The sequence below is a fragment of the Thiohalorhabdus sp. Cl-TMA genome, assembly GCF_041821045.1.
GTDB classification, from domain to species: domain Bacteria; phylum Pseudomonadota; class Gammaproteobacteria; order Thiohalorhabdales; family Thiohalorhabdaceae; genus Thiohalorhabdus; species Thiohalorhabdus methylotropha.
Window position 1 is genome coordinate 1 of sequence record NZ_JBGUAW010000013.1, and the last position, 20,344, is coordinate 20,344.

Sequence of the window (20,344 nt, forward strand, 5' to 3'; positions counted from 1 at the left end):
GACACCGGCCGGATCGGTTTGGCTGAACCCCGAGCGAGCCTTTCGCTCGGATACGGAGGAAGCCGCAGCGTGAGTCCCGGGGAAGCGACAACTACCTTGAAAAACGCCGGGGGGGCCGGAGCCCCTGGCGCATTCTGGCCCGGCAGTTCCGGAGCTTCCTCATCCTGCTCCTGGTGGGGGCGGCGGTGCTCGCCGCCGCCAACGACGATCTGACCGACGCGGTGGTGATCCTGGGCGTGGTGCTGCTCAACGCGGTACTGGGCTTCTACCAGGAATACCGGGCGGAGCGTTCCCTGGCCGCTCTGCGGGGCATGCTGGCGCCGGAGGCCGAGGTCCGACGGGACGGCCAGCGCCGCATGATCCGCGCGGAGGATCTGGTTCCCGGCGACATCGTCCTGCTGGACGGCGGCGACCGGGTCCGGGTACCGGCGGACGGTCGGCTGCTGTTCGCCTCGGGACTGGAGGTGGAGGAATCGGCGCTGACCGGAGCGGACCGCCGCGAGCTCGCGGCGGCCAACGGACGCCTGGCCGCCCAGGGCACACGGGTCATCGCCACCGCCTCGGGAAGCATCGCCGCGGAGCAATTCGACCCGGAAGGGCCTCTTGAGCCCCATATCCGAGGACTCACCTTCGAGGGACTGGTGGGCCTCATGGACCCGCCGCGCCCGGAGGTGAAGGAGACCATCGCGCTCTGCCGTCGGGCGGGCATCGGCGGAAAGATGATCACGGGCGACCAGCGGATCACCGCGGAAGCCATGGCCCGGGAGCTGGGGATGGAGGGCGCTGTTCTGGACGGCGCGGCCCTCAACGCCCTGTCCGAGGAGGAGCTGGCGGAGCGCATCGGCGGGATCGGGGTCTTCGCCCGAGCACAAGGTCCGCATCGTGCGCGCCCTGGAGGCGCAGGACGAGGTGGTGGCCGTCACCGGGGACGGCGTCAACCACGCCCCGGCGCTGCGGCACTCGGACATCAGCGTGGACACCCTTTCGGCGACGCCTGGAAGGAGACTGACAGGCGCTCCACGCCGAGCCCCACTGCCTACCCATCCCCGCTACCGAGCGGGGCTCGCAACCGGTGCGGTTCAGGCCGAATACCCGGATAGCCGCCTGCGATAAACGATCCCCCGGTGGTTTTCCGCCTCGAACGCTCAGGAGGCCAAAGCGTCCATGACCGCCTGGGCGGTATGGCGGCTGGACTGCGGGTTCTGCCCCGTAATCAGGTTGCCGTCCACCTCCACGTGGTTCTCCCAGTTATCGGCGGCCACCACCTGGCCGCCCGCCTCCCGCAGCCGGCTCTCCAGCAGGAACGGCATCAGCTCCTTGAGCTGCACGGCCTCCTCCTCGCCGTTGGTGAAAGCCGTCAGGGTATGGCCTTCCACGATGGGGTGGCCGTCCGAGCGGTTGGCATGCACCAGGGCAGCGGGACCGTGGCAGACCCCGGAAACCACCTTGTTGGCGTTGTTCAGGCGCTCGATGACCCGGACCAGCAGGGCATTCTCCGGGAAATCGAACATGGTGCCGTGTCCGCCCGGCAGGAAGATGGCGTCATACTCCGCCTCCGATACCTCTTCCAGCGCTTTCGTGGCCTGAATCGCCGGCCAGGCCTCGTCGCCGCTGGTGTCCTCCGGCGCGCTTCGCGGGTCGATGGGCGCCGGCCCGCCCTTGGGGCTGGCCACCACCACCTCGGCGCCCTGCTCCCGAAAGATCCGATACGGAGCGGCGAACTCCTCGTACCACAGCCCGGTGGTGTGATTGTCGTCGATACGGTCGTGGCTGGTTACCACCATCAGGATTCTCGGCTGCTCGCTCATGACAAGGTCTCCTCGGTAATCGCAGCGAATAGTGCATGAAGGACGGGGCGGCTGGGGGAAACCGCCCCCTTGGAAGCCGGATCAGCCGGCCTGACCCATCACCGGCAGCACGATTCCGGAAATGAAGCTGGCATCGGCATCCGAGGCCAGGAAGACGTAGCTCGGCGCCACCTCCTCGGGCTGGGCCGGACGGCCCATGGGCGAGCTGCCCAGCCCCTGACCGAAGCTCGCCACTTCCTCGGCGCTCACGCCTTGATCCGCCACGTTCAGCGGCGTCCAAACCGGTCCCGGCGCCACGCAGTTGGCGCGTATACCCTTGCCGCGGAGCTCCTCGGCCAGGGTCCGGGTTAAGGCGTGGACCGCGCCGTTGGTGGCCGAATACTCCGGAAGGCGGGAGGATCCGGTCAGGGCCACCTGCGAGCCGGTGGCGATGATCGAGGAGCCGGGCTCCATATAGGGCACGGCCTCCCGCGCCAGCCAGAAATAGGCGTAGATGTTGGTCTTGAAGGTGCGGTCGAGCTCTTCGTCATTGACGAAGGTGACATCGGGCTTGCGGTTCTGCCATGCGGCGTTCTGGATCAGGATATCCAGGCGCCCCAGCTGCTCGACCGTACCCCGGACGGCATCCCGGCAGAATTCGGGCTGAACCAGGTCGCCCTCGAGCAGAAGACAGCGCTGACCCGTTTCCTCGATGGCTTGCTGAATCTCCTCGGCATCCGCCCGCTCCGAGGGCAGGTGGGTGATTGCCACGTCGGCGCCCTCGCGGGCGTAGAGGTAGGCCACCGCCCGGCCGATGCCCGAATCGCCGCCGGTGATGAGGGCCACCTTGCCCTTCAGCTTGTCCGCGGGCCTGTAGTTGGGCGCCCGCCAGCGCGGAGCGGGGGTCAGCTCCGACTCCAGCCCGGGCTCCCCCTGGTGCTGCTCGGGGAAGGGCGGTACGGGCTCGTTCTGCATCTGCGGTCCCCGGGACCGCGGGCTCTCGGCTCCTGCAGAGGATTCGTCGAGGTCCATGGTCATGGCCCTCACCTCCGGTTGGCTGTCTTGCAAGGAGTTGAAGAACCATTTCCCTCCTTATCACCCCACACCAGCCGCTCTGCAATGGGATGCGGGTTCAGCCCGCGCCGGGATGGGAGCCACCCGGATAGGAACGCTCCCGGCGGGAGACAGGCGCGCCCGCACGTGCCACGGTATGCGCATTTTTCCGGAGGAGAAGGGGGCGTTTCGTGGCTGCATCCATAGCACTCTGGTCGCTGGTGGCGCTGGTTTCCACGGCAGTGGTCTGGAAGGGGAGTACTTGGCTGGAGCGATCCAGCGAGCGGCTCTCGGTCTACTACGAGCTGCCGGAGATCGTACAAGGAGCGATCGTGGTGGCCGTGGGGTCGAGCTTCCCGGAGCTGTCCACCGCCGTGCTGTCGGCGCTGCTCCATGGAGCGTTCGAGCTGGGCGTATCGGCCATCGTGGGCTCCGCCCTGTTCAATATCCTGGTCATCCCGGCCCTTTCCGGGCTATTCGGCCACCGGTTCCTGCCCGCCAACCGGGACTTGGTCTACAAGGAAGCCCAGTTCTACATGATCGCCGTGGCGGTGCTGACGCTCACCTTCGCCTTCGCCGCCATCTATTTCCCCGTGGCCAACGACCAGGGCGTCATTCTGGGCGAGATCAACCGCAGCCTGGCGCTCATGCCCATCGCCCTCTATGGCCTCTATGTCTTCGTGCAGTACCAGGACACCATGGACTATACCCCGGAGGTGGAGGCGGGGAATATCCGGCCCCTGCGGGAATGGGGGCTGCTGCTGGCCGCCCTGGTAACCATCCTCGCTGGGGTAGAAGGACTCGTGCGCGCCGCCATCCATTTCGGCGACCTGTTCGGAACCCCCAGATTCCTTTGGGGAATCACGGTGGTGGCGGCCGGCACCTCGGTTCCCGACGCCTTCGTTTCCATCAAGGCCGCCCGCTCGGGAAGGTCCGTGACCAGCGTGGCCAATGTCCTCGGTAGCAACATCTTCGATCTGCTCGTGGCCATCCCCATGGGCGTTTTGATCGCCGGAGCCGCGACCATCAATTTCTCCATCGCCGCCCCCATGATGGGCGTGCTGACCCTGGCCACCATCGCCCTGTTCCTGATGATGCGCACTCACATGGTGCTGAGCCGGAAAGAGGCCTGGAGCTTGCTGGGCCTCTATGCGCTGTTCGTCGTCTGGATGGGCGTGGAGACCTTCGGCCTTATCGATCTGGTCCCCAGCCTGCCCCCGTCCGAGGCAGCCAGCGGTGGCCATGCCGGGGGACATTGAGAGCCCCATATAGGCGCCACTCAAGAGTCCGGCTCTTATTCCAGGAAGTCCTTTCCGTAATCGCGCCTGAGCTTTTCGTGAAACCGGAAAACCGCGTGGTTCCCCATGCTCCCCATGAGCATGCCGAAGCTGCCCACTGCGAAAAAAAGGCGCCAAAGAGCTCGAGAAACCCGGAAAGCAAATTCAGAATGCCCCCCACAAAGAAAAGCGCATTGCCTATCATCCCAATATAACTATATTTTCCGTTAACCGGTTATAGGCGAACTTTGCCGTAAGGAAAGGCCTTACGCCGTGACGGCGTAAGGCCTTGCTGGCTGCTGGCAAACCTCGTGGGCCCGGATTTCACGTACCTTTCTGGTGCCAACCGGGCGCAACCGACATGCTCAGTCGTAGCTTTGCCGCTCCACGATGTTGCCGTCCTCCCCCTGCACCTTGATCTCGCTGGGGGTATGCTCCTTGGCTAGGCGGATAGCCTCTTCCCGGGCGTCCTCATGGGACGAGAAGGTCTGCATTACCTCGTTCTCTCCCTCGAGCTTCACGGCCCATTCATTCCCATGGCTGATGACCCAATATGGCGTGCGATCGCCCATGGCCTTTCTCCTGTATTCGGAAGGGTTCACAGATCCAGGGCGGGTCCGAGCGGCCCTGCGGCAGAGAAATAACGCAGCACCCCCGGCAAGTCCGACCCACCCTGTTTCATACTGTGACCCAGAACACGGATCACTATTCCTGGAAGCGGGCGGGTCCTGATTCGCCCCAACCCCTATCCGAAAACCTCCCCGGCGAGGGAATTCGCATGGAGAACGAATTTTTCGGGGAACTATTTGAGGGAAGCCAATGAGATCCCACCATAATCAGGAAAAACAAAAGATTCTGATTTTCCGAGTGTAAATATCGACCCATTCCAACAACTTGGTCCTGTCCCCCAATATCCGGAGCGTATCGGCCACCGAGCCGGACCCCCGCATATTGCTCGGGAGCAAGCATTTCCCGGATCGTCCGGCCCCTTTATCATTACGACGTGCCCGGAACCGCCAAGCCACAGGGCCTCGTCTCTCGAACATCCCTTGAAAGCCCGCAAAGCATGCCCTCTGAAGAAGCCAAGACCCGCATCCGCGCCGCCTTCGAGCGAATCAAACAGACCCTCCCCGGATTCCGCGACCGCAAGGTGCAGCGCTGGATGATCGCTGAGGTGGGGCGGACCTTTTCCAGCGCCGATGACGGACCCGGGATTTTGGCGTTGGAGGCGGGGACGGGAACCGGGAAGTCTCTCGGCTATCTGCTGCCCGGTATCGTGGTGGCCCAGGAGGAGGAGAAGACCCTGGTGGTTTCCACCGGAACCGTGGCGCTGCAAGAGCAGCTCCTGGACAAGGACCTCCCGCTGGTGGCCCGTTACGGCGAGCTGGAGTTTCGCTCCCAGCTGGCCAAGGGACGCGGGCGCTATGCCTGCATCCGGGATCTGGAGCGGGCGGCCACGGAGGACGAAGGCAGCGACCAGCTGGCGCTGGATGCCGCGGTCTGGGCCCAGCGTCCGTCCCAGGCGGACGGCGAAGCCGTGGCCGCCATGCACCGCGCCTGGAGCGCGGAGGAATGGGACGGCGATCTGGACGCCTGGCCCGAGGCCCTATCCGGCCAGGTGCGTTCCCTGGTTACCACCAACCGCCACGGCTGCACCGGGGGCGCCTGCGCCCATCGGGAGCATTGCCCCTATTACCGGGACCGGGACCGGGTCTGGGGGGCCGACGTGGTGGTTACCAACCACAACCTGGTGCTGGCGGACCTGGCCCTGGGCGGCGGCGTGGTGCTGCCGCCGCCGGAGAAGTGTCTCTACGTACTCGACGAAGGCCACCACCTGCCGGGCCGCGCCGTGGACCAGTTCCACGCCGCGGCCGGCTGCGAGGCGGCCCGGGGCTGGGTGTCCGAGCTGCCCAGGGCGGTCGCGGAGACGGCCGCGGCCCTCGGAGATGAGGACAGCCTCGGTGAGCTGGCGGACAGCGTCCAGCAACGCTCGGAAGCCCTGGATGGCCTCCTGCAGGAGGCCCACACCACCCTGGCCGCCAGCTGGCCCGGCGACGCCGAGCAGGAGTGGCGCTTCCCCCGTGGCGAGGTGCCCGAGGACCTGCGCACCCTGGCCGGGCGGGTGGCCGCACCCGCCCGCGAGCTGGCGGCTCGTTTCCGGGAGCTGACCAACAAGGCGGAAAAGGCCCTGGAGGAAGCACGCTCCCAGAAGGACGAGGCGAAACAGGATGCCCTGAACAAGGCGCTCCCCCGCCTCGGCATGGCCCGCGAGCGCTGCGAGAACCTGGAGGCCGCCTGGTCCGGATTCGCCGAAACCGACCCGCCAGACCGGCCGCCCCTGGCCCGATGGATCGAGATTCTTTCCGAGCAGGGCGACCGTTCGGATTTCCGCGTCTCCGTCTCTCCCATCTCGGCGGCCGACCAGCTGCGGGAATCCCTTTGGGACCGCTGCGCCGCCGCCCTCATCACCAGCGCCACGCTCACCTCCCTGGGCCGGTTTGACCGGCTCCTCGGCAAGATCGGCCTCGCCGACGAAGGACGGGCCAACTGCTACCGCCTCCCCTCCCCCTTCGACTACGGACGGGCTTTGCTCCAGGTTCCGCAAGACCGGCTTCCCGACCCCAGGGACACCGAGGCCCATACCCGGGCCGTCAGCGAATTGCTGCCCGAGCGTCTGGAGGCGGGACAGGGCAGCCTGGTTCTGTTCACCAGCCGGCGCCAGATGGAAGCGGTGTACGAGCGGCTTCCTTCCGAATGGCAGGCCCGCACCCGCTGCCAGGGCACGGTGAGCCGGGAGCGCCTGCTGGCCGACCACGGGGCCGAGATCGAGGCGGGCCGGGGCAGCGTCCTGTTCGGACTGGCCTCCTTCGCCGAGGGCGTGGACCTTCCGGGCGCGCTCTGCCGGCATGTGGTGATCGTTCGGCTCCCCTTCTCCGTTCCCACAACCCCCGTGGAGGCCACCACCCACGAGTGGGTGGAATCGCGGGGTGGAAAGCCATTCTTCGAGATCAGCCTTCCCGACGCCAGTCTGCGCCTGATCCAAGCCGTGGGCCGCCTTATCCGCAGCGAGGAGGACTGGGGGACCGTCACCATCCTGGATCCCCGGGTGGTGACCAAGCCCTACGGCCGCGACCTCCTCGATAGCCTTCCGCCCATTCCCCGCCATTTCGAGTAACCCCCGCACGAGCTCATTGGAGCCTCCGAATCCCGATGGGCGATCCCACGCCTTCGGGGATCGGGTTCTCCCGGAATGGCAGCCCCCACCGGGTCTGGTTGATATAGAGATTCATGCAACGGCCACCCGGAAGGGGCGAGGGATGCGAAAGATCATCTTCGAGGAGGAGGGCTTCGTGGCCTATCAGGAGGACGATGGCTCCTTTACCGTGGAGGACCTCGCCGCCAACATCATCCAGTCCCAGCTGAAGTCCCGCGAAGAGGCCCAGGAAACCATCGACAACAACCGCTCCAAGGGCCGATGAGCCCTTGGATAGCCGGCCGCCCCCCTGTCCGGTCCACTCCCCCCACCCGTCTCCCCGTCCCCGATTCTCCCCACATTGAATCCCGAGGTGCCCTGGTCCTGTTCAGGGGAAAGGACGCCTCTCTGCCGCCGCTCGTAAACCCATTTTTTCTGTCCCATTGCTCTGTCCATTACTGTTCAAGCAAATCAGAGAAATACACGGGTTAGGTATTTCCCTGAATAGTCATGGATCAAACTTTAATGTGAGGTGGGAGAAAAGCATTTGGACAAACACCTAAAGAAAAACCTTATGAACAATTAAATTAACTACGGGGAATACCTAAATAAAATCACAATTGTAAAATAAAATTTACAAACACTGTAAAAATAAAATACACCACTTATTCAATGTAGAAATTTTATACACAACCACCCAACATTTAAAACAAAGGGAGGGGGAGATGCGAACCCTACCGACCTGTAATACGGACAGTCCCTGTGTGCATCCCTTGTATCCGGATACCGGCGGTCGAGGCCCGTCCATGAAAGCGCACCCGCTGCTCAAGCTCGGCCTGGTGTCCCTGACCGTCCTGCTGGCCTCCTGCGGCAGTGGCTCCTCGGGCGGCGGAGGTTCCGGCGGCAACCAGCAAACCTCCGGGACCGATATCCCCGCCGGTACCTGGTTCCAGCAGGATCCCAAAGCGGGCGAAGGGGAGCCGGAATACCGCCCCTACTCCGGCGTGGTGGCCGGGAACGGCCGTGCCTATTTCTGGGGAGGCGGGCATTTCACCCATGGCGGTAATGATATCGATGCCTACGACATCGCCGGGGATGAATGGGTCCAGCTCACCGAGGAGGAGAATTGGAACAACGTGGACAGCTGGGACCACCTGACCGACGAAGAAAAACAGGCAATCAAGAGCTCCCAGAGCGGCGGCTGGGATGTGGACATCCTTACCCCGCGGGGCCGGCCACTCCCCAAGCACTCCTACAGCCAAATGGCCTGGTGGCCGGATCGCGGTTTGTGCCTGCTCGAGCAGCGCCTCTGGTGCTACGACCCGTCGGAGGGGGATTCGGACGGTGCCTGGCAGGAGCTCGCATCCAACCCCTTCAGCGGGGTGTTCGATGACGAGGGCAGCATCTCGGTCTGGAACCTCACCTACGACCCCAAGCAGGACACCCTGGTCACGGTGTACGCGGCCGGGGGTGGTGTAACCGGAGGTTTTGTCTACCAACCGGACAATTCGAGCAACCCCTGGCGGCAGCTACCCGAATTCTCCATGCGGGCGGACGGCTCCTGGAGCCAGGTCTATTCCGCCTACAACCCGGACAGCGAGTGGCACATCGTCTATGCGGGCCAGATGTGGCGGCGGATGAACCTTACCACGGGGGAGGTCAAGGAAATGGCCCAGCTCCGGAGCCACCCGCAGCTTGACGGAAAGCTCGAGGAGGACCAGTACGGCCCCCGGCTCCGGTCCTTCTCCATGGAGTGGTCGCCTGAACTGGATAGTGCGCTGGTGGCCGTCAGCATCGATAACGAGCTCCAGCTCTGGACGTACGATCCCTCGGCGAACAGCTGGTCCCGCTTCCAGCTCGACGGAGAGGGACCTACGGATGCGCACGCCAATTGGGATACCCTGGCCCGCGATCCGAAGACCGGGGTCTATGTCTTCGTCGCCAAGGAGGATCAGAACGCCACGGAGATCCCGGAAACCTGGACCTTCAAGATCTCCGGAAGCTAGCCAGCCTTTCCCGACCATCGGCCGGCTCGCTGGCCGAGCCTCCCCAAGCCGGACGTACGGGCACTTTCCCGACGTCCGGCTTCAATGCTCGTGCAGTCCGCATTCGCCGCGCAGGACTCATTCCCTCCCCCACTGCCTCCCCGAGCCCGCTTCACGCTCGCCCTTTTGCCGCCCTCGGGACCGGATACAGATGCCGGTGGAAACTGACCGGACTTCCCGAAGAAATACCAAGCGGACCTTATTAGTAATTTTCCCGAGTGAAATCCCCAAAAAAATAATATTACATGAAAGTACAAGGCCTATATTTACCATATAGACCAATTTTTCTTCGCCGACATGTAAGGAAATCTTTACATACTATCAAGCCAGAATGACACCGGGAGCCTCTCGCATTTCTTGGTTTTTTCGAAACCTAAAACCAAATATAAAAACAGGTCCGAAAGTGCCATATCCACCGATATCCACCCAGAGCCAGACCCGCGTCAGCGCCCTGCCCTATACGACCCAACGGCCTCACGACGAACCGCCCATTCCGGCCCGAGCCCGTCGGGAATTCGGTGCCGTCTTTCTGAGCCTCCTTCTCGCCTCCTGCGGTGGGGATGCAGGATCCGGGAACGGGCAGGATTCGGCGGGCCAAGGGTCAGATTCGCAATTTTCTCCGGAGGGGCCTGCGGGGACCTGGCTACGACAGGACCCGCAAGCAGAGCCGGGAGAGCCGGAATACCGCCCCTATTCCGGAATCACCGCGGGCAATGGCTACGTCTACTACTGGGGCGGCGGCCACAAGACCCACGGCGGCAACGATGTGGATGCCTACGACATTGCCGCGAACGAATGGGGCCAGCTCACCGAGGAAGAGAATTGGGAAAATGCCCAGAGCTGGCTGGAAGATGAAGGCTGGTACCCGGACCGGTCGCAATCCGAGCGGCAGCAGCTGGTGAACCGCCTGGAGGGCTCCCGGGGGGGTGGCTGGGAGGTGGATATCCGCACTCCCCGGGGCAGACCGGTCACCAAGCACTCCTACGCCCAGATGGCCTGGTGGCCCGGACACGGCTATTGCCTGCTCAAGCAGCGTTTCTGGTGCTACGACCCGCAGGAGGGCGACGCCGACGGGGCCTGGACAGACCTGGGACCGGACCCCTTCGAGTTCGGCAACAGCGGCACCATCGCCCCCTGGAATCTGGCCTACGACCGCGAGCTGGACACGGTCGTCACGGTGGTGGGGACCCGGGAGACCGGCAAGGTCTACGTATACGACACGGAATCCGGAAGCTGGCGGACGGCGCTCAATAACATCCAGTACCAGCAGGGCGAGTACAGCGAGGTCTACAGCGCCCACGATCCGGAAACGGACTGGCACATCGTATTCGCCAACCAGAAATGGCAGCGGATCAACGCGGCCACCGGCGAGATCAAGAGCATGGCCCAGCTGCGCTATAACGGGCAGGTGGTGAAGGGGTCCTTTTCCATCGAATGGGCCCCCGAGCTCGGCAAGGCCCTGGTGGCCAAGCGCATGGACGGCCAGCTGCGGATGTGGGCCTACGACCCGCAGGCGAACCAGTGGTCCGATTTCCAGCTGGAGGGAACGGGGCCCGACGATGCCCATGCCCAATGGGACACCCTAGCCCGCGACCCCCGAACCGGCATGTACGTCTTCCTCGCCAAGGCGGATGAGAGCGCGGAAGAGGGTGAGACGCCCACTACCTGGACTTTCTGGCTGCGAAGCGAATAAGCCCCCTAACCCTCTTCCGTCGCTTCCAGCAGCTCCGGCTGATCGTTTTTGGGGTTATTGACGCGCCGGGAAACGGGATAGGCTTCCATACCGTCGGCCGGATAGGGCTGCAGGAGCTGACGGAGGGCCTCGGTTTCCTTCATGCCGGGGTCCAGCCATATATCCCAATCCTCCTGGCCCAGGATCACCGGCATGCGGTAATGGATGCGGCCCAGCAGCTCGTTGGGCGGTCCCACGATGATGGTATAGGTCTCCAGGGTGCGCCGCTCCCCGTCGAGCGTGCCTTCCCAACGCTCCCAGAGACCGGCGAAGCTCATGGGATTGCCGCTCCGGAAGCGAATCCAGTAGGGCTGCTTCGGCCCGGTTCCCTCGGTGTGCCATTCGTAGAAACCGTCGGCGGGGATCAGGCAGCGCCGGTACTTGAAGGCCGCCTTGAAGGAGGCCTTCTCGGCCACCGACTCCGCCCGGGCATTGATGAGGCTGTACTTGGAGCGGGTTTCCCGCGGGTCCTTGGCCCAGAAGGGGATCAGCCCCCACTCCAGGGCGGAGAGCTCCCGCTGCCCGGCCTCGGGCTCCCGGCAGACCATCCCCGTCTGGGAAGGCGCCAGATTATAGGAAGGGCGCCAATCCGTATCGCGGATCCGTGCCCGGAACAGCTCCGCCAGATCCTCTTCGGGCGTGAACAAACCGTAACGTCCGCACATGGGCACCGCTCCAAGCCGCTAAAGGGACTGAGGGAATGGATCGCACCGGGGCGCGGGAGCCCGGACCTTTCGGCTAATGCTCCACGGAGTAGTCAAAGATCCCCATTTTCTTCAGCTCCGTGGCGGCCTCGTCCTCGGAGGCCATAACCTCCTCCTCGTATTCGTACATATGAGGAAATTTCTCCGAGCGGTCGGAAGCCAGTGGCAACGGCTGCTCTCCGGCCTCCACCCAGACCGTGTAGCCGCCCTCCACCGGCTTCAGGCGCACTTGGTGCAGATTGCCGTCCTCCACCAGCGTGGCGATCGCTCTGCGCGTTATGGTCTCATGCATGATCACTTCTCCCTTGTCGCCGCTCGGACTTCACGCTCCGGAATGGCGGGCGCGGGGTAACCGGCCGCTAGGGCTCGTCCACCCGGTCCGCACAATCGTGGAACAAGCTTCTTTCCCGTTGGAACGGGCGAGCGGCGCGGAAGTTCTTGGCGGGCGGCGGAATGCGGAAGTGGGGAAAATCCTTAGAAGCGCGGGCTCCCGGCGGGATCCCGCGCTCAGGGGAGACGGAAGCGCAGTGCCACGGTCAGGTTGACCCGATCACCGTTGATGGTGTCAGGAAGGGGTCGGAACCGGCCCACGCGCTCCACAGCCTCCCGGGCGGCCCGTTCCAGACTGCCGGACCCGGCGCCGTTTAGCACCCGTACCTGCGTGATCCGGCCGCTGGCCTCCACCGTGAAGCCCACCGTGACCGTGCCGCTCCTCCGCCGCATCCGGGCCCGGCGCGGATACCGCTTGTTCGCCTCAATCGCCGCCCGTAGCGCGGATTTATAGTCCGGATCCAGCCCCGAGCCCGCGGCCGGCGCCCGATCCGGGCTGCCCGCCGCGCGAGCGGACTCGGCCGACTTTTCCTGCTCCTTGCCGGTCTTGGACCCCGCCTGGCGCTCCCGGGTCTGGTCTTCCGTCTTCTTCTCGGGCTTCTGGGCTTCCTTCTGCGGTTCCGGCGTCTCGGGCTCTTCGGTCACCTCCTTCTCGCGAGGCCGCTCCTGCGGCTCCGGTTCGGGTTTGGGCTCCGGTTTCTCGGGCTCCGGACGGACTTCCTTCTCCGGCGGTTTCTCCTGCGGATCGCGGGGCTTTTTCTCCGGCTCGGGAGCCGCCCGCTTCACGCTCCTGGCCGCGGTCTTCACCGTCGGCTTCTCGGGCTCGGGCGGTTTCGGCTCCGGCTCGGGGACGGATTGCGTCTCGGGCGGAGCGGGCTCCGGCTCCGGTTCGGGCTTGGGCTGCGGTTCCGGCTTTCGGGGCTCCGGGGGCTTATCCGGTTCGGATTCGGCCTGCTTTTTCGGCTGGGGCGCGGGCTTGGCGGAGGCAGCGGCCTTGTACATGGCCATCTTCATGGGCACGGACTCGCCGCCTTCTCCGCCGCCGCCGGCTTCCGGGGTTTGAAAAAACAGGACCATGGCCAGCAGGGCCACGGCAAGGCCCGTGGCCACGCCGAAGCCGGTGGCCTCGCAGCGTCGACACCTCATCCGTTCCCGGCCTGCCGAGCCTGAATGGAGAGCCGGTTCAGGCCGCGGGCCTTGAGCGCATCCATCACGCTGACGAAGCGCCCGAAGGCCACGCCCTTATCCACCCGCAGCACCACGGGATCCTCGGGCTTCAGGCCGTCCAGACGCTTCTCCAGCGCTTCGAGGCCGATGGCCTCACCGTTGAAGTGGAACCGGCCCTGGCTATCGATGGTGATTCGCGCCGGAGGCTCCTCGGAGGTTTCCTTCGCCGATTCCGCCTCGGGCAGAGTCACGTCGATCTTGCCCTGGGCGATGAAGGTGGCGGTGGTGAGCACGATGGCCAGCAGCACCAGCATGATGTCGATGAAGGGGATGACGTTGATGTCGTCGAACCGCTTCATGACTCATGCACCCGCTTCCATTCCGCCACCAGCACATCCACCTTCCGCATCAGCGCGTTGTAGAACAGGATGCTCGGGATCGCCACCAGCAGACCCATGGCCGTGGCCTTCAGCGCCAGCGCCAGCCCCGTCATGATCGCCTGGGTCTCGATGTCGCCCCCCTGCCCCAGGTCGTAGAAGGTGATCATGATCCCCAGCACCGTCCCCAGAAGCCCCACATAGGGCGCGTTGGCCCCCACGCTGGATATGATCGTCAGGTTGCGGGTCAGCGCGGTGTGGAAGGTCTCCAGGTGGCCGAACCGCTCCACCGCCACCTGCCGGTAGTACAGCCAGCGCTCCACCGCAAACGCCACCGCCACGAACAGCATGAAGCCCAGCAGCCCGATGACCCCGTAGTCCAGATATTCCTTCAGCAGTTCCATCGCTCAGAGCGCTCCAGTCCGTCGCCTGCCCGGATCCGAATAGGCGTTTATTTGGGTACGGTTAGTCCGCTCAATAGTAATCGATTCTTGTTATCATTTCCAGCCGAGGCGTAACCGGACCGCCCACCTCCCCTCACACCGATTCGTTCTTCACGCAGGTCTCCTTCCCCTGCCGAAACCCGGCGAGCGGCCAGGGAACGGGCAGGATCAGCCCGACGGTCTTGAGGTCCCGGAACGGGCCGGAGCAGGACGTTCCCACGCCGACATCTCAGGAGCGGCTCCGACAGACCGCCAAGGAACGGGACAAGGGGGTTGGAGGCGGGGTGTTGCGGCAGAATGTGTTTTTTTTGAAAATAATAATCCTTATCATTATGCTTCGCATTTTAAAACTGCCCGTGCCCACTCGGGCGATTACATGTCCCCATACCCCAAACGGAGGAAGACATGCCGGACAAATCGACGCCGCTGGGTCGAAAGGTCTGCACTCCGACCCGGCCGATTCAAGGACCGGCCAAGCTCGCCCTCGGCTCCGCCCTCGCGGCGCTGGCGGTTCCGGGCGTCGTCCATGCGCAATCCGGAATGGACGGCGAAGAGCTGGAGCCGATCACCGTCTCCACCACCCGCACAAGCCAGGGGCGGCCCCTTTCCGCCATTCCGGGCTCGGTGACGGTGATCGGTGAGGAGCAGATCGAGGAGCAGACCCGGTTCACGCAGGACATGGGGGAGATCCTGTCCAACCTAGTGCCCGGACTGGGTCAATCCTCGGAGAACCTGACCAACTTATCGCAGCACGTCCGGGGCCGCGACTTCCTGGTGATGATCGACGGCGTGCCGCAAAATGCCACCCTGCGTCCGACCTCCAAATTCCTGCGCTCCATTGCGCCGGAAGCCGTTGCAAAGGTGGAAGTGATCCGGGGCGCGGTAGCCACGTACGGCTTCGGCGCCACCGGCGGCATCATCAACTTCATCACCAAAAGCGGCGAGGGCGTGGAAGGTACCGCCTTCCAGAGCACGGTGGGCGTTACCGGACAGACCGACGACAGCGACAGCCTCGGAAGCCGGGTCTACCAGGGCGTTCGGGGCGGAAGCGGCGCCTTCGATTACAGCGTCAACCTCAGCGCCAAGGAGACCGGTACCTGGTACGACGGCGAAGGCGATGTGGTGCCCCCGGATGGGTTCTCCCAGGGTGGCGGACTCTCCGATTCCGTGGAGTACAACGCCCAGACCAAGCTCGGCTACCAGATCGGCCCCGACCAGCGTATCCGCTTCACCGCGAACTACTACGAACGGACCCAGGACGCCGACCACACGGCCGACCGATCCACGGGGGACACCCAGACCGACACCAAGACCGTCGCTGTGAAGGGGGATCCTGAAGGGAAAGATCCAGGCACGGAAAATCTGAACGTCAGCCTGGACTACACCCACGCCGACTTCCTGGGCGGGACGCTGTCGTCGCAGCTCTACTATCAGGATTACGAGACGTTTTTCTCCTATTTCAGTGGCTACGATACGGGCGGAGGACAATCCAAGCTGTTGACAGAGCATACCGGCTTCCGTCTGGCCCACGACCGGCCCATCGGCTTCCTCAACGCCGTCTACGGCATCGACCTGGGCCAGGAGAAGACTTCCCAGCCCCTTATCGACGGCCGTACCAACGTCCCCGAAATGGAGCAGGTCAGCTATTCGCCGTTCCTCCAGTTGGAGGCCCCGTTGGGCCGGGACTGGCTGGTGCGCGGCGGCGTCCGCTATGAAAATTTCCAGGTGGATGTACCCACCTTCCAGCGGGAAACGGTCAACAATCCCGGCACCATCGAAGGCGGGACCCTCGATTACAGTGAAACGGTATTCAACCTCGGAGCCGTGCATTACCTGACCCGCAGCCAGGAGCTATTCGCCAGCTTCAGCCAGGGCTACTCCGTGGCCGACATCGGACGGGTCCTGCGGACGAAGAGCGCGGACGGCGAGGACACCTCCGCCGAGGCCCTCGACCCCGAAGCGCAAATCGTGAACAACTACGAGCTCGGTTGGCGGGGTCGTTTCGACCATTGGCGCGCCACCGCGACCGCCTTCGTCAGCACCTCCGACCTGGGCACCACCTTTGAAGGCGCCGACCTTGAGCTGGAACGCAAAAAAGAGCGTATCTACGGCGTGGAGCTGACCGGCGACGTCCAGGCCACCCGGGCGCTGCGGCTCGGCGGCACGGCCACTTGGCAGGAAGGCCGCACGGAGGACGGTAGCAGCAACGACAGCGACCTGGACGCCTACCTCTCGGGCATCCGGATCTCCCCGCCCGAGCTTACCGCCTACGCCGAGTACGCGCCCTCCGAGCGCTGGTCCGCTCGCCTGCAGGCCAAGCACCTGTTCGACCGGGACCGTTTCGATGGATCGGAGTGGGCTTATGGGGAAGGAGAATTCAACGGGTTCACCCTCCTTCATGCCAGCGGGCAGGCCCAGGTGGGACCCGGCAGATTGAGCCTGGGAATCCGCAACCTGCTGGACAAGCAGTACATCACTCCGCTGGGACAGGTATATAACCTCGATATGCCGGGTCGAACCGCGGTGATCGCCGGACGAGGCCGCTCCTACTCCCTGGAATACACCATGACCTACTGACCGGGAGCACGCCGACCTCTGCAAGTTCGGGCAATGCGATGGGAGGGACCGCTACGTCGGTCCCTCTTTTGTCGTCCATGGAAAGGGAAGGACATGCGCCGCACACTGATGAGCGTTCACCGCTGGACCGGCCTGATCCTGGGGCTCTTCCTGGCGGTGGAGGGGCTGCTCGGAGCCTGGCTGGTGATCGCCGAGCCCCTGGATGAATGGCTCCACCCGGAGATCCTCCAGTCCCAGCCGCAAGCGGGATCCGAACCGGTGGGCCTGGCCGCCGCCTACGACGCGGTGTCGGAAGCCCACCCGGACCGCCCCATCTGGCTGCTGATGCAGCCCGACGAGCCCACGGGCGTCTACAAGGCGGTTCTGGAGGGCCATCACGGACCGCGGGTCTACGTGGATGCGTATACCGGAGCGGTGCTCGGCGAGCGGGCGGCCTTCTCCACGCTGGAGACCCCGATCCGGGTGATCCACACCGGCGAGTTCGGCGGCGCCTGGCTGGAAACGGGCATGGGCATTCTGGCCATCGCAATGCTGGGCCTGGCGATTACCGGAATCGTGGTCTGGTGGCCGGGCTGGAAGTGGCTACGCACCGGGCTCGGGCTCTCCACGGCCTCCCTCGCCGACCTCTCGCGGGACGGCCACCGCTGGGCGGGCCTCATCGGCCTGCCCTTCCTGGCCATCATCGCCGCCAGCGGCATCTACCTGATCTTCCACCACGCGGTTCAGGACACCGTCCACGCGGTCACGGGAGAAGAAACGCACTTCCCGCCGCCGATCGAGCTGGCGGAGGAAGCCGGCCCCATGCCGCCGGACCACGTCCGGGCCATGGTGGCCTCGGCCCGTGAGGCGGTTCCGGAGGCCCGCATCACCCTCCTCGGCTTCCCCACGGAGGCCGGAAGAGCCGTCCAGGCGCGCATGCGCTACCCGGGCGAATGGCATCCCATCGGCAACAGCCGCATCCTGCTCCATCCCGACAGCGGCGCGCTCCTCGCCGCCTATGACTTCCAGGAGGCCGGTCCCGGCGACTACGCCATGGACCACCTCTATCCCCTCCATATCGGCACCTACGGGGGAACAGCGGCGCGCACGGCCCATTTCGTGGCGGGGCTGCTGCCGACCCTGTTCCTCCTCACCGGCACCTACATCTGGTGGCGGCGCCGGAAGCTCCGCCGGAAACGGGCACGCCCGCGGGGCGGTGGCGCCCGCGCAGGCAGCCGGTGATCCGGGGATAGCCGGTCCTGGGGCGTGCTCCTCCATGCAGGGCTCGGAACGTCGATACCGTCTTGTTACCCGGGGCCGGGCCTCCGGTAGGCCGAAAACCTTCCGGAAGCCGCAACGGGGCTTGACCGAAGGCATCCGAGCCCTTACTCTAAAAATGAAAATAATTCTCATTCAGTTACGGGAGGGATCCATGCCGCCTGCTACCACCGCATTGCGGCAAAGCCTAGCCCCCGGAACGGACACGCTGGAGAACAGCCTGCGGTTTCTCGTGGCCCGCTATGCCCGTAGCCCGGATACGGAGGTAGCGCGCGCCGTGATCAACCAGCTCACCCTGCTCCTGCGTCAGCCCCGGGTCCTGGAGCAGCCCGACTACCGCACCTACCTCCGTCGTCAGCTGGCCCACTGGACCGGCCTGATCGGTACGGAGCTGACCACGGTACCCGGAACCGCCCACTGGACGCTCCGGAATCCGCAATAAGGAGGGAGGCCCATGCAAAGCAAGGACCCCGTTTCCATTCTTATGGGCCGCGGCTCGGCACCGGTACCGCCCTCCACCCGGACCAAGGAACCGGCCGCCAGGGCATCCAACCAGATCTCCGGAGAAGAGATGGTGTCTTTCCGCGCCCCCGACCAGCCCGCGGGCAAGGCCCGGCGCAAGCTGTGGAACCTGCCGCACCGTTTCCATTGCGCCCTGATCGGCACCTGCCTGGACGTCGAGGACCTGCGCTCGTTGGCCAGCCGCTTCTGGATGGAGGACCTGCGGGACGAAACCGACTACACGGTGCATACCCGCTTCGTGACCCTGGCCGGCGAGAAGAGTCCGGTCAGCCAGCGCCTCCAGGGACTCATGGACCGGAAGTTCCGGGGCGCCTTGCGCCGCTTCAACGCGCTCCAGGACGAAAACAGCCTCCGCGAGCAATGGAACGAGGAGTGGCAGGAGGGCCGCATCGCCGGTGCCTTCTGGGCCCTCGCCACGCATCCCGCCACCACCCGGAAACTGGCCGACGAGATATACGGCGAGGTCCACATGCTGAGTCACCAGGTGGGCGCGGGAAACCGGGCCGACCGTCGCCGGCTCGCGGAGCTGGAGGATTCCTGCGAGCGCCTAACCGAGCGCCTGCAGGGAGCCATGAGCCAGGCCAACCGCCACCACCGGGAAAAGCAGGAAGCCCTGGAGGAGGTGCAGAGCTGGCGTGAACGGGCCCGGAATGCCGAAGGCCGGGTGGAATCCCTGGAGGAACGCCTTCGGGCCTGGGAGGAGGGCACGGAAGTCCGCAAGCTCCACCAGAAGATCCAGCGCCTGGAGCGCCAGCTCCACCACCAGGCGGGCAAGGCGGAACGAGCCGAGCGGCTGCTGGCGGAGCGCTCGGAACCGGAGCCGCGCTCGAAGGCGGATACGGGGACTTGCGCGGCGGCGCACGGAGAGACGGGCGGTCCCTGCGCGGCCCGGGAATGGACCGACCTGGAGGGGCGCTGCGTGCTTTGCGTGGGCGGCCGCAGCGGTCTCGCCCACCGCTATCGCCAGCTGGTGGAGCGCTACAACGGCAGCTTCCTGCACCACGACGGCGGCCTGGAGGACAGCAGTCAGCGGCTCCAACAGCTCCTAAACCGCGCCGACCAGGTGGTCTGTCCCCTGGATTGCGTGAGCCATGAGGCCACCAGCCGCATCAAGGACCATTGCAAGCAGCAGGGCGTCCCCTGCCTGCTTCTGGAAAGCTCCGGAATAACCGCATTCGCCCGAGCGCTGCCCAGGCTCGCCGACCACGCCAGCCAGCCCGGGAAATGAGAATGATTGGATTTTCTCCGGAATTTTAAAAAAGCCGCCTATTTAAATCATTTTTCTTACAGTATATCCTCCGGGAGTGGTGACGGGAGGCCGCATGCGCGCGGGTTTCCGCACCCTCCGAATCAGATCCTTACGAATGAAAACTATTATTGGGAGACTGGCATGAAGGGCGACGCCAAGGTCATCGAATATCTCAACAAGGTGCTCACGAACGAGCTTACCGCCATCAACCAGTACTTCATGCATTACAAGATGTGCGAGGACTGGGGTCTGAAAAAGCTGGCGTCGAAGAGCCGTACGGAAAGCATCGAGGAGATGCAGCACGCCGAGAACCTCATGGAGCGCATCCTGTTCCTCGAGGGGCTGCCCAACCTCCAGGACATCGGCAAGCTGCGCGTGGGCGAGGACGTCCAGGAACAGCTGCGCAACGACCTGGCCCTGGAGCAGGACGCCATTCCGCTGCTGCGCGAGGCCATCGTCTACTGCCGGGACAATCGGGACGACGTATCCAAGGAGCTCTTCCAGCGCATCCTCGATGACGAGGAGGAGCACGTGGACTTCCTGGAAACCCAGCTGGAGCTCATCGACAAGGTGGGGCTGCAGAACTACCTGCAGAATCAGATGGAAGACGCCGAATAGCAGGCAGGGGCCC

General features: G+C 64.7%; 20 protein-coding genes and 1 pseudogene. 12 read left to right on the plus strand and 9 right to left on the minus strand.

All coding sequences use genetic code 11. From position 1 onward, the window contains the following. Nucleotides 1-50: 50 nt before the first annotated feature. Nucleotides 51-179, plus strand: a pseudogene (locus ACERLL_RS16175) (cation-transporting P-type ATPase); the annotation flags it as partial. A gap of 6 nt (nucleotides 180-185) precedes the next feature. After that, nucleotides 186-1,100, plus strand: coding sequence for a P-type ATPase actuator domain-containing protein (locus ACERLL_RS16180; protein WP_373657143.1), 915 nt, complete (start codon nucleotides 186-188; stop codon nucleotides 1,098-1,100). A 45-nt stretch (nucleotides 1,101-1,145) separates the two neighbouring features. Here ACERLL_RS16180 and ACERLL_RS16185 read toward each other — a convergent pair whose 3' ends face one another. Further along, complete coding sequence (locus ACERLL_RS16185) at nucleotides 1,146-1,808, minus strand: type 1 glutamine amidotransferase domain-containing protein (RefSeq protein WP_373657144.1); 663 nt, start codon at nucleotides 1,806-1,808, stop codon at nucleotides 1,146-1,148. A gap of 81 nt (nucleotides 1,809-1,889) precedes the next feature. Continuing rightward, nucleotides 1,890-2,825: an SDR family oxidoreductase gene (locus ACERLL_RS16190; RefSeq protein ID WP_373657145.1), complete on the minus strand. Its 936-nt coding sequence runs from the start codon at nucleotides 2,823-2,825 to the stop codon at nucleotides 1,890-1,892. Between the two features lie 206 nt (nucleotides 2,826-3,031). Here ACERLL_RS16190 and ACERLL_RS16195 point away from each other — a divergent pair, with 206 nt between their 5' ends. Beyond that, the gene (locus ACERLL_RS16195) at nucleotides 3,032-4,099 is read left to right on the plus strand and encodes a sodium:calcium antiporter (protein ID WP_373657146.1); all 1,068 of its coding nucleotides are present in this window, start codon (nucleotides 3,032-3,034) and stop codon (nucleotides 4,097-4,099) included. A gap of 383 nt (nucleotides 4,100-4,482) precedes the next feature. On the opposite strand, the gene ACERLL_RS16200 is transcribed toward ACERLL_RS16195, so the two are convergent. Beyond that, nucleotides 4,483-4,689 (minus strand): DUF2188 domain-containing protein, encoded by a 207-nt coding sequence (locus ACERLL_RS16200; protein WP_373657147.1) that lies wholly within the window; start codon nucleotides 4,687-4,689, stop codon nucleotides 4,483-4,485. Between the two features lie 494 nt (nucleotides 4,690-5,183). Between ACERLL_RS16200 and dinG the strand changes: the two genes are divergently transcribed. The 4 genes from dinG (at nucleotide 5,184) to ACERLL_RS16220 (ending at nucleotide 11,048) form a co-directional block, all read left to right on the plus strand. Then, nucleotides 5,184-7,292 carry an ATP-dependent DNA helicase DinG gene (dinG, locus tag ACERLL_RS16205; protein WP_373657148.1) on the plus strand — a complete coding sequence of 703 codons (2,109 nt, stop codon included), beginning with the start codon at nucleotides 5,184-5,186 and terminating at the stop codon, nucleotides 7,290-7,292. A gap of 142 nt (nucleotides 7,293-7,434) precedes the next feature. Continuing rightward, nucleotides 7,435-7,596: a hypothetical protein gene (locus ACERLL_RS16210; RefSeq protein ID WP_373657149.1), complete on the plus strand. Its 162-nt coding sequence runs from the start codon at nucleotides 7,435-7,437 to the stop codon at nucleotides 7,594-7,596. Between the two features lie 520 nt (nucleotides 7,597-8,116). After that, nucleotides 8,117-9,316, plus strand: coding sequence for a Kelch repeat-containing protein (locus tag ACERLL_RS16215; protein ID WP_373657150.1), 1,200 nt, complete (start codon nucleotides 8,117-8,119; stop codon nucleotides 9,314-9,316). A 442-nt stretch (nucleotides 9,317-9,758) separates the two neighbouring features. Beyond that, nucleotides 9,759-11,048, plus strand: coding sequence for a Kelch repeat-containing protein (locus ACERLL_RS16220; protein ID WP_373657151.1), 1,290 nt, complete (start codon nucleotides 9,759-9,761; stop codon nucleotides 11,046-11,048). A gap of 5 nt (nucleotides 11,049-11,053) precedes the next feature. On the opposite strand, the gene ACERLL_RS16225 is transcribed toward ACERLL_RS16220, so the two are convergent. The 6 genes from ACERLL_RS16225 to ACERLL_RS16250 all read right to left on the minus strand — a co-directional run bounded on the left by ACERLL_RS16225 (nucleotide 11,054) and on the right by ACERLL_RS16250 (nucleotide 14,328). Then, nucleotides 11,054-11,752, minus strand: coding sequence for an SOS response-associated peptidase (locus ACERLL_RS16225; RefSeq protein ID WP_373657152.1), 699 nt, complete (start codon nucleotides 11,750-11,752; stop codon nucleotides 11,054-11,056). 73 nt (nucleotides 11,753-11,825) lie between these two features. Further along, complete coding sequence (locus ACERLL_RS16230; RefSeq protein WP_373657153.1) at nucleotides 11,826-12,083, minus strand: hypothetical protein; 258 nt, start codon at nucleotides 12,081-12,083, stop codon at nucleotides 11,826-11,828. 215 nt (nucleotides 12,084-12,298) lie between these two features. Beyond that, complete coding sequence (locus tag ACERLL_RS16235; RefSeq protein ID WP_373657154.1) at nucleotides 12,299-13,267, minus strand: energy transducer TonB; 969 nt, start codon at nucleotides 13,265-13,267, stop codon at nucleotides 12,299-12,301. Beyond that, on the minus strand, nucleotides 13,264-13,647 hold the full coding sequence (locus ACERLL_RS16240; RefSeq protein WP_373657155.1) for an ExbD/TolR family protein: 384 nt from the start codon (nucleotides 13,645-13,647) through the stop codon (nucleotides 13,264-13,266). Before ACERLL_RS16240 ends, ACERLL_RS16235 begins: the two co-directional genes overlap by 4 nt. Then, nucleotides 13,644-14,069, minus strand: coding sequence for a TonB-system energizer ExbB (gene exbB / locus ACERLL_RS16245; RefSeq protein WP_373657156.1), 426 nt, complete (start codon nucleotides 14,067-14,069; stop codon nucleotides 13,644-13,646). The genes ACERLL_RS16240 and exbB overlap by 4 nt, the downstream gene beginning before the upstream one ends. Nucleotides 14,070-14,202: 133 nt before the next feature. Further along, nucleotides 14,203-14,328, minus strand: a complete 126-nt coding sequence (locus ACERLL_RS16250) for a hypothetical protein (protein ID WP_373657157.1) — start codon at nucleotides 14,326-14,328, stop codon at nucleotides 14,203-14,205. Between the two features lie 185 nt (nucleotides 14,329-14,513). On the opposite strand from ACERLL_RS16250, the gene ACERLL_RS16255 reads away from it, so the two are divergent. From ACERLL_RS16255 to bfr, 5 genes are all read left to right on the plus strand, one after another. Continuing rightward, a complete protein-coding gene (locus ACERLL_RS16255; RefSeq protein WP_373657158.1) occupies nucleotides 14,514-16,685 on the plus strand; it encodes a TonB-dependent receptor in 2,172 nt (723 codons plus the stop codon). 93 nt (nucleotides 16,686-16,778) lie between these two features. Beyond that, on the plus strand, nucleotides 16,779-17,906 hold the full coding sequence (locus ACERLL_RS16260) for a PepSY-associated TM helix domain-containing protein (RefSeq protein ID WP_373657159.1): 1,128 nt from the start codon (nucleotides 16,779-16,781) through the stop codon (nucleotides 17,904-17,906). A 190-nt stretch (nucleotides 17,907-18,096) separates the two neighbouring features. Further along, the gene (locus ACERLL_RS16265; protein WP_373657160.1) at nucleotides 18,097-18,384 is read left to right on the plus strand and encodes a hypothetical protein; all 288 of its coding nucleotides are present in this window, start codon (nucleotides 18,097-18,099) and stop codon (nucleotides 18,382-18,384) included. 12 nt (nucleotides 18,385-18,396) lie between these two features. Further along, nucleotides 18,397-19,692, plus strand: coding sequence for a DUF2325 domain-containing protein (locus ACERLL_RS16270; RefSeq protein WP_373657161.1), 1,296 nt, complete (start codon nucleotides 18,397-18,399; stop codon nucleotides 19,690-19,692). 162 nt (nucleotides 19,693-19,854) lie between these two features. Continuing rightward, entirely contained in the window at nucleotides 19,855-20,331 is a 477-nt protein-coding gene (bfr, locus tag ACERLL_RS16275; protein WP_373657162.1) for a bacterioferritin, read from the plus strand. Nucleotides 20,332-20,344 lie beyond the last annotated feature (13 nt).

Excerpts from the sequence above, each read along its gene's own strand:
- ACERLL_RS16185 (WP_373657144.1), bottom strand. The coding sequence starts at position 1,808 with ATGAGCGAGCAGCCGAGAATCCTGATGGTGGTAACCAGCCACGACCGT.
- ACERLL_RS16190 (WP_373657145.1), bottom strand. The coding sequence starts at position 2,825 with ATGACCATGGACCTCGACGAATCCTCTGCAGGAGCCGAGAGCCCGCGG.
- ACERLL_RS16200 (WP_373657147.1), bottom strand. The coding sequence starts at position 4,689 with ATGGGCGATCGCACGCCATATTGGGTCATCAGCCATGGGAATGAATGG.
- dinG (WP_373657148.1), top strand. The coding sequence starts at position 5,184 with ATGCCCTCTGAAGAAGCCAAGACCCGCATCCGCGCCGCCTTCGAGCGA.
- ACERLL_RS16210 (WP_373657149.1), top strand. The coding sequence starts at position 7,435 with ATGCGAAAGATCATCTTCGAGGAGGAGGGCTTCGTGGCCTATCAGGAG.
- ACERLL_RS16215 (WP_373657150.1), top strand. The coding sequence starts at position 8,117 with ATGAAAGCGCACCCGCTGCTCAAGCTCGGCCTGGTGTCCCTGACCGTC.
- ACERLL_RS16225 (WP_373657152.1), bottom strand. The coding sequence starts at position 11,752 with ATGTGCGGACGTTACGGTTTGTTCACGCCCGAAGAGGATCTGGCGGAG.
- ACERLL_RS16230 (WP_373657153.1), bottom strand. The coding sequence starts at position 12,083 with ATGCATGAGACCATAACGCGCAGAGCGATCGCCACGCTGGTGGAGGAC.
- ACERLL_RS16235 (WP_373657154.1), bottom strand. The coding sequence starts at position 13,267 with ATGAGGTGTCGACGCTGCGAGGCCACCGGCTTCGGCGTGGCCACGGGC.
- ACERLL_RS16240 (WP_373657155.1), bottom strand. The coding sequence starts at position 13,647 with ATGAAGCGGTTCGACGACATCAACGTCATCCCCTTCATCGACATCATG.
- exbB (WP_373657156.1), bottom strand. The coding sequence starts at position 14,069 with ATGGAACTGCTGAAGGAATATCTGGACTACGGGGTCATCGGGCTGCTG.
- ACERLL_RS16255 (WP_373657158.1), top strand. The coding sequence starts at position 14,514 with ATGCCGGACAAATCGACGCCGCTGGGTCGAAAGGTCTGCACTCCGACC.
- ACERLL_RS16260 (WP_373657159.1), top strand. The coding sequence starts at position 16,779 with ATGCGCCGCACACTGATGAGCGTTCACCGCTGGACCGGCCTGATCCTG.
- ACERLL_RS16265 (WP_373657160.1), top strand. The coding sequence starts at position 18,097 with ATGCCGCCTGCTACCACCGCATTGCGGCAAAGCCTAGCCCCCGGAACG.
- ACERLL_RS16270 (WP_373657161.1), top strand. The coding sequence starts at position 18,397 with ATGCAAAGCAAGGACCCCGTTTCCATTCTTATGGGCCGCGGCTCGGCA.
- bfr (WP_373657162.1), top strand. The coding sequence starts at position 19,855 with ATGAAGGGCGACGCCAAGGTCATCGAATATCTCAACAAGGTGCTCACG.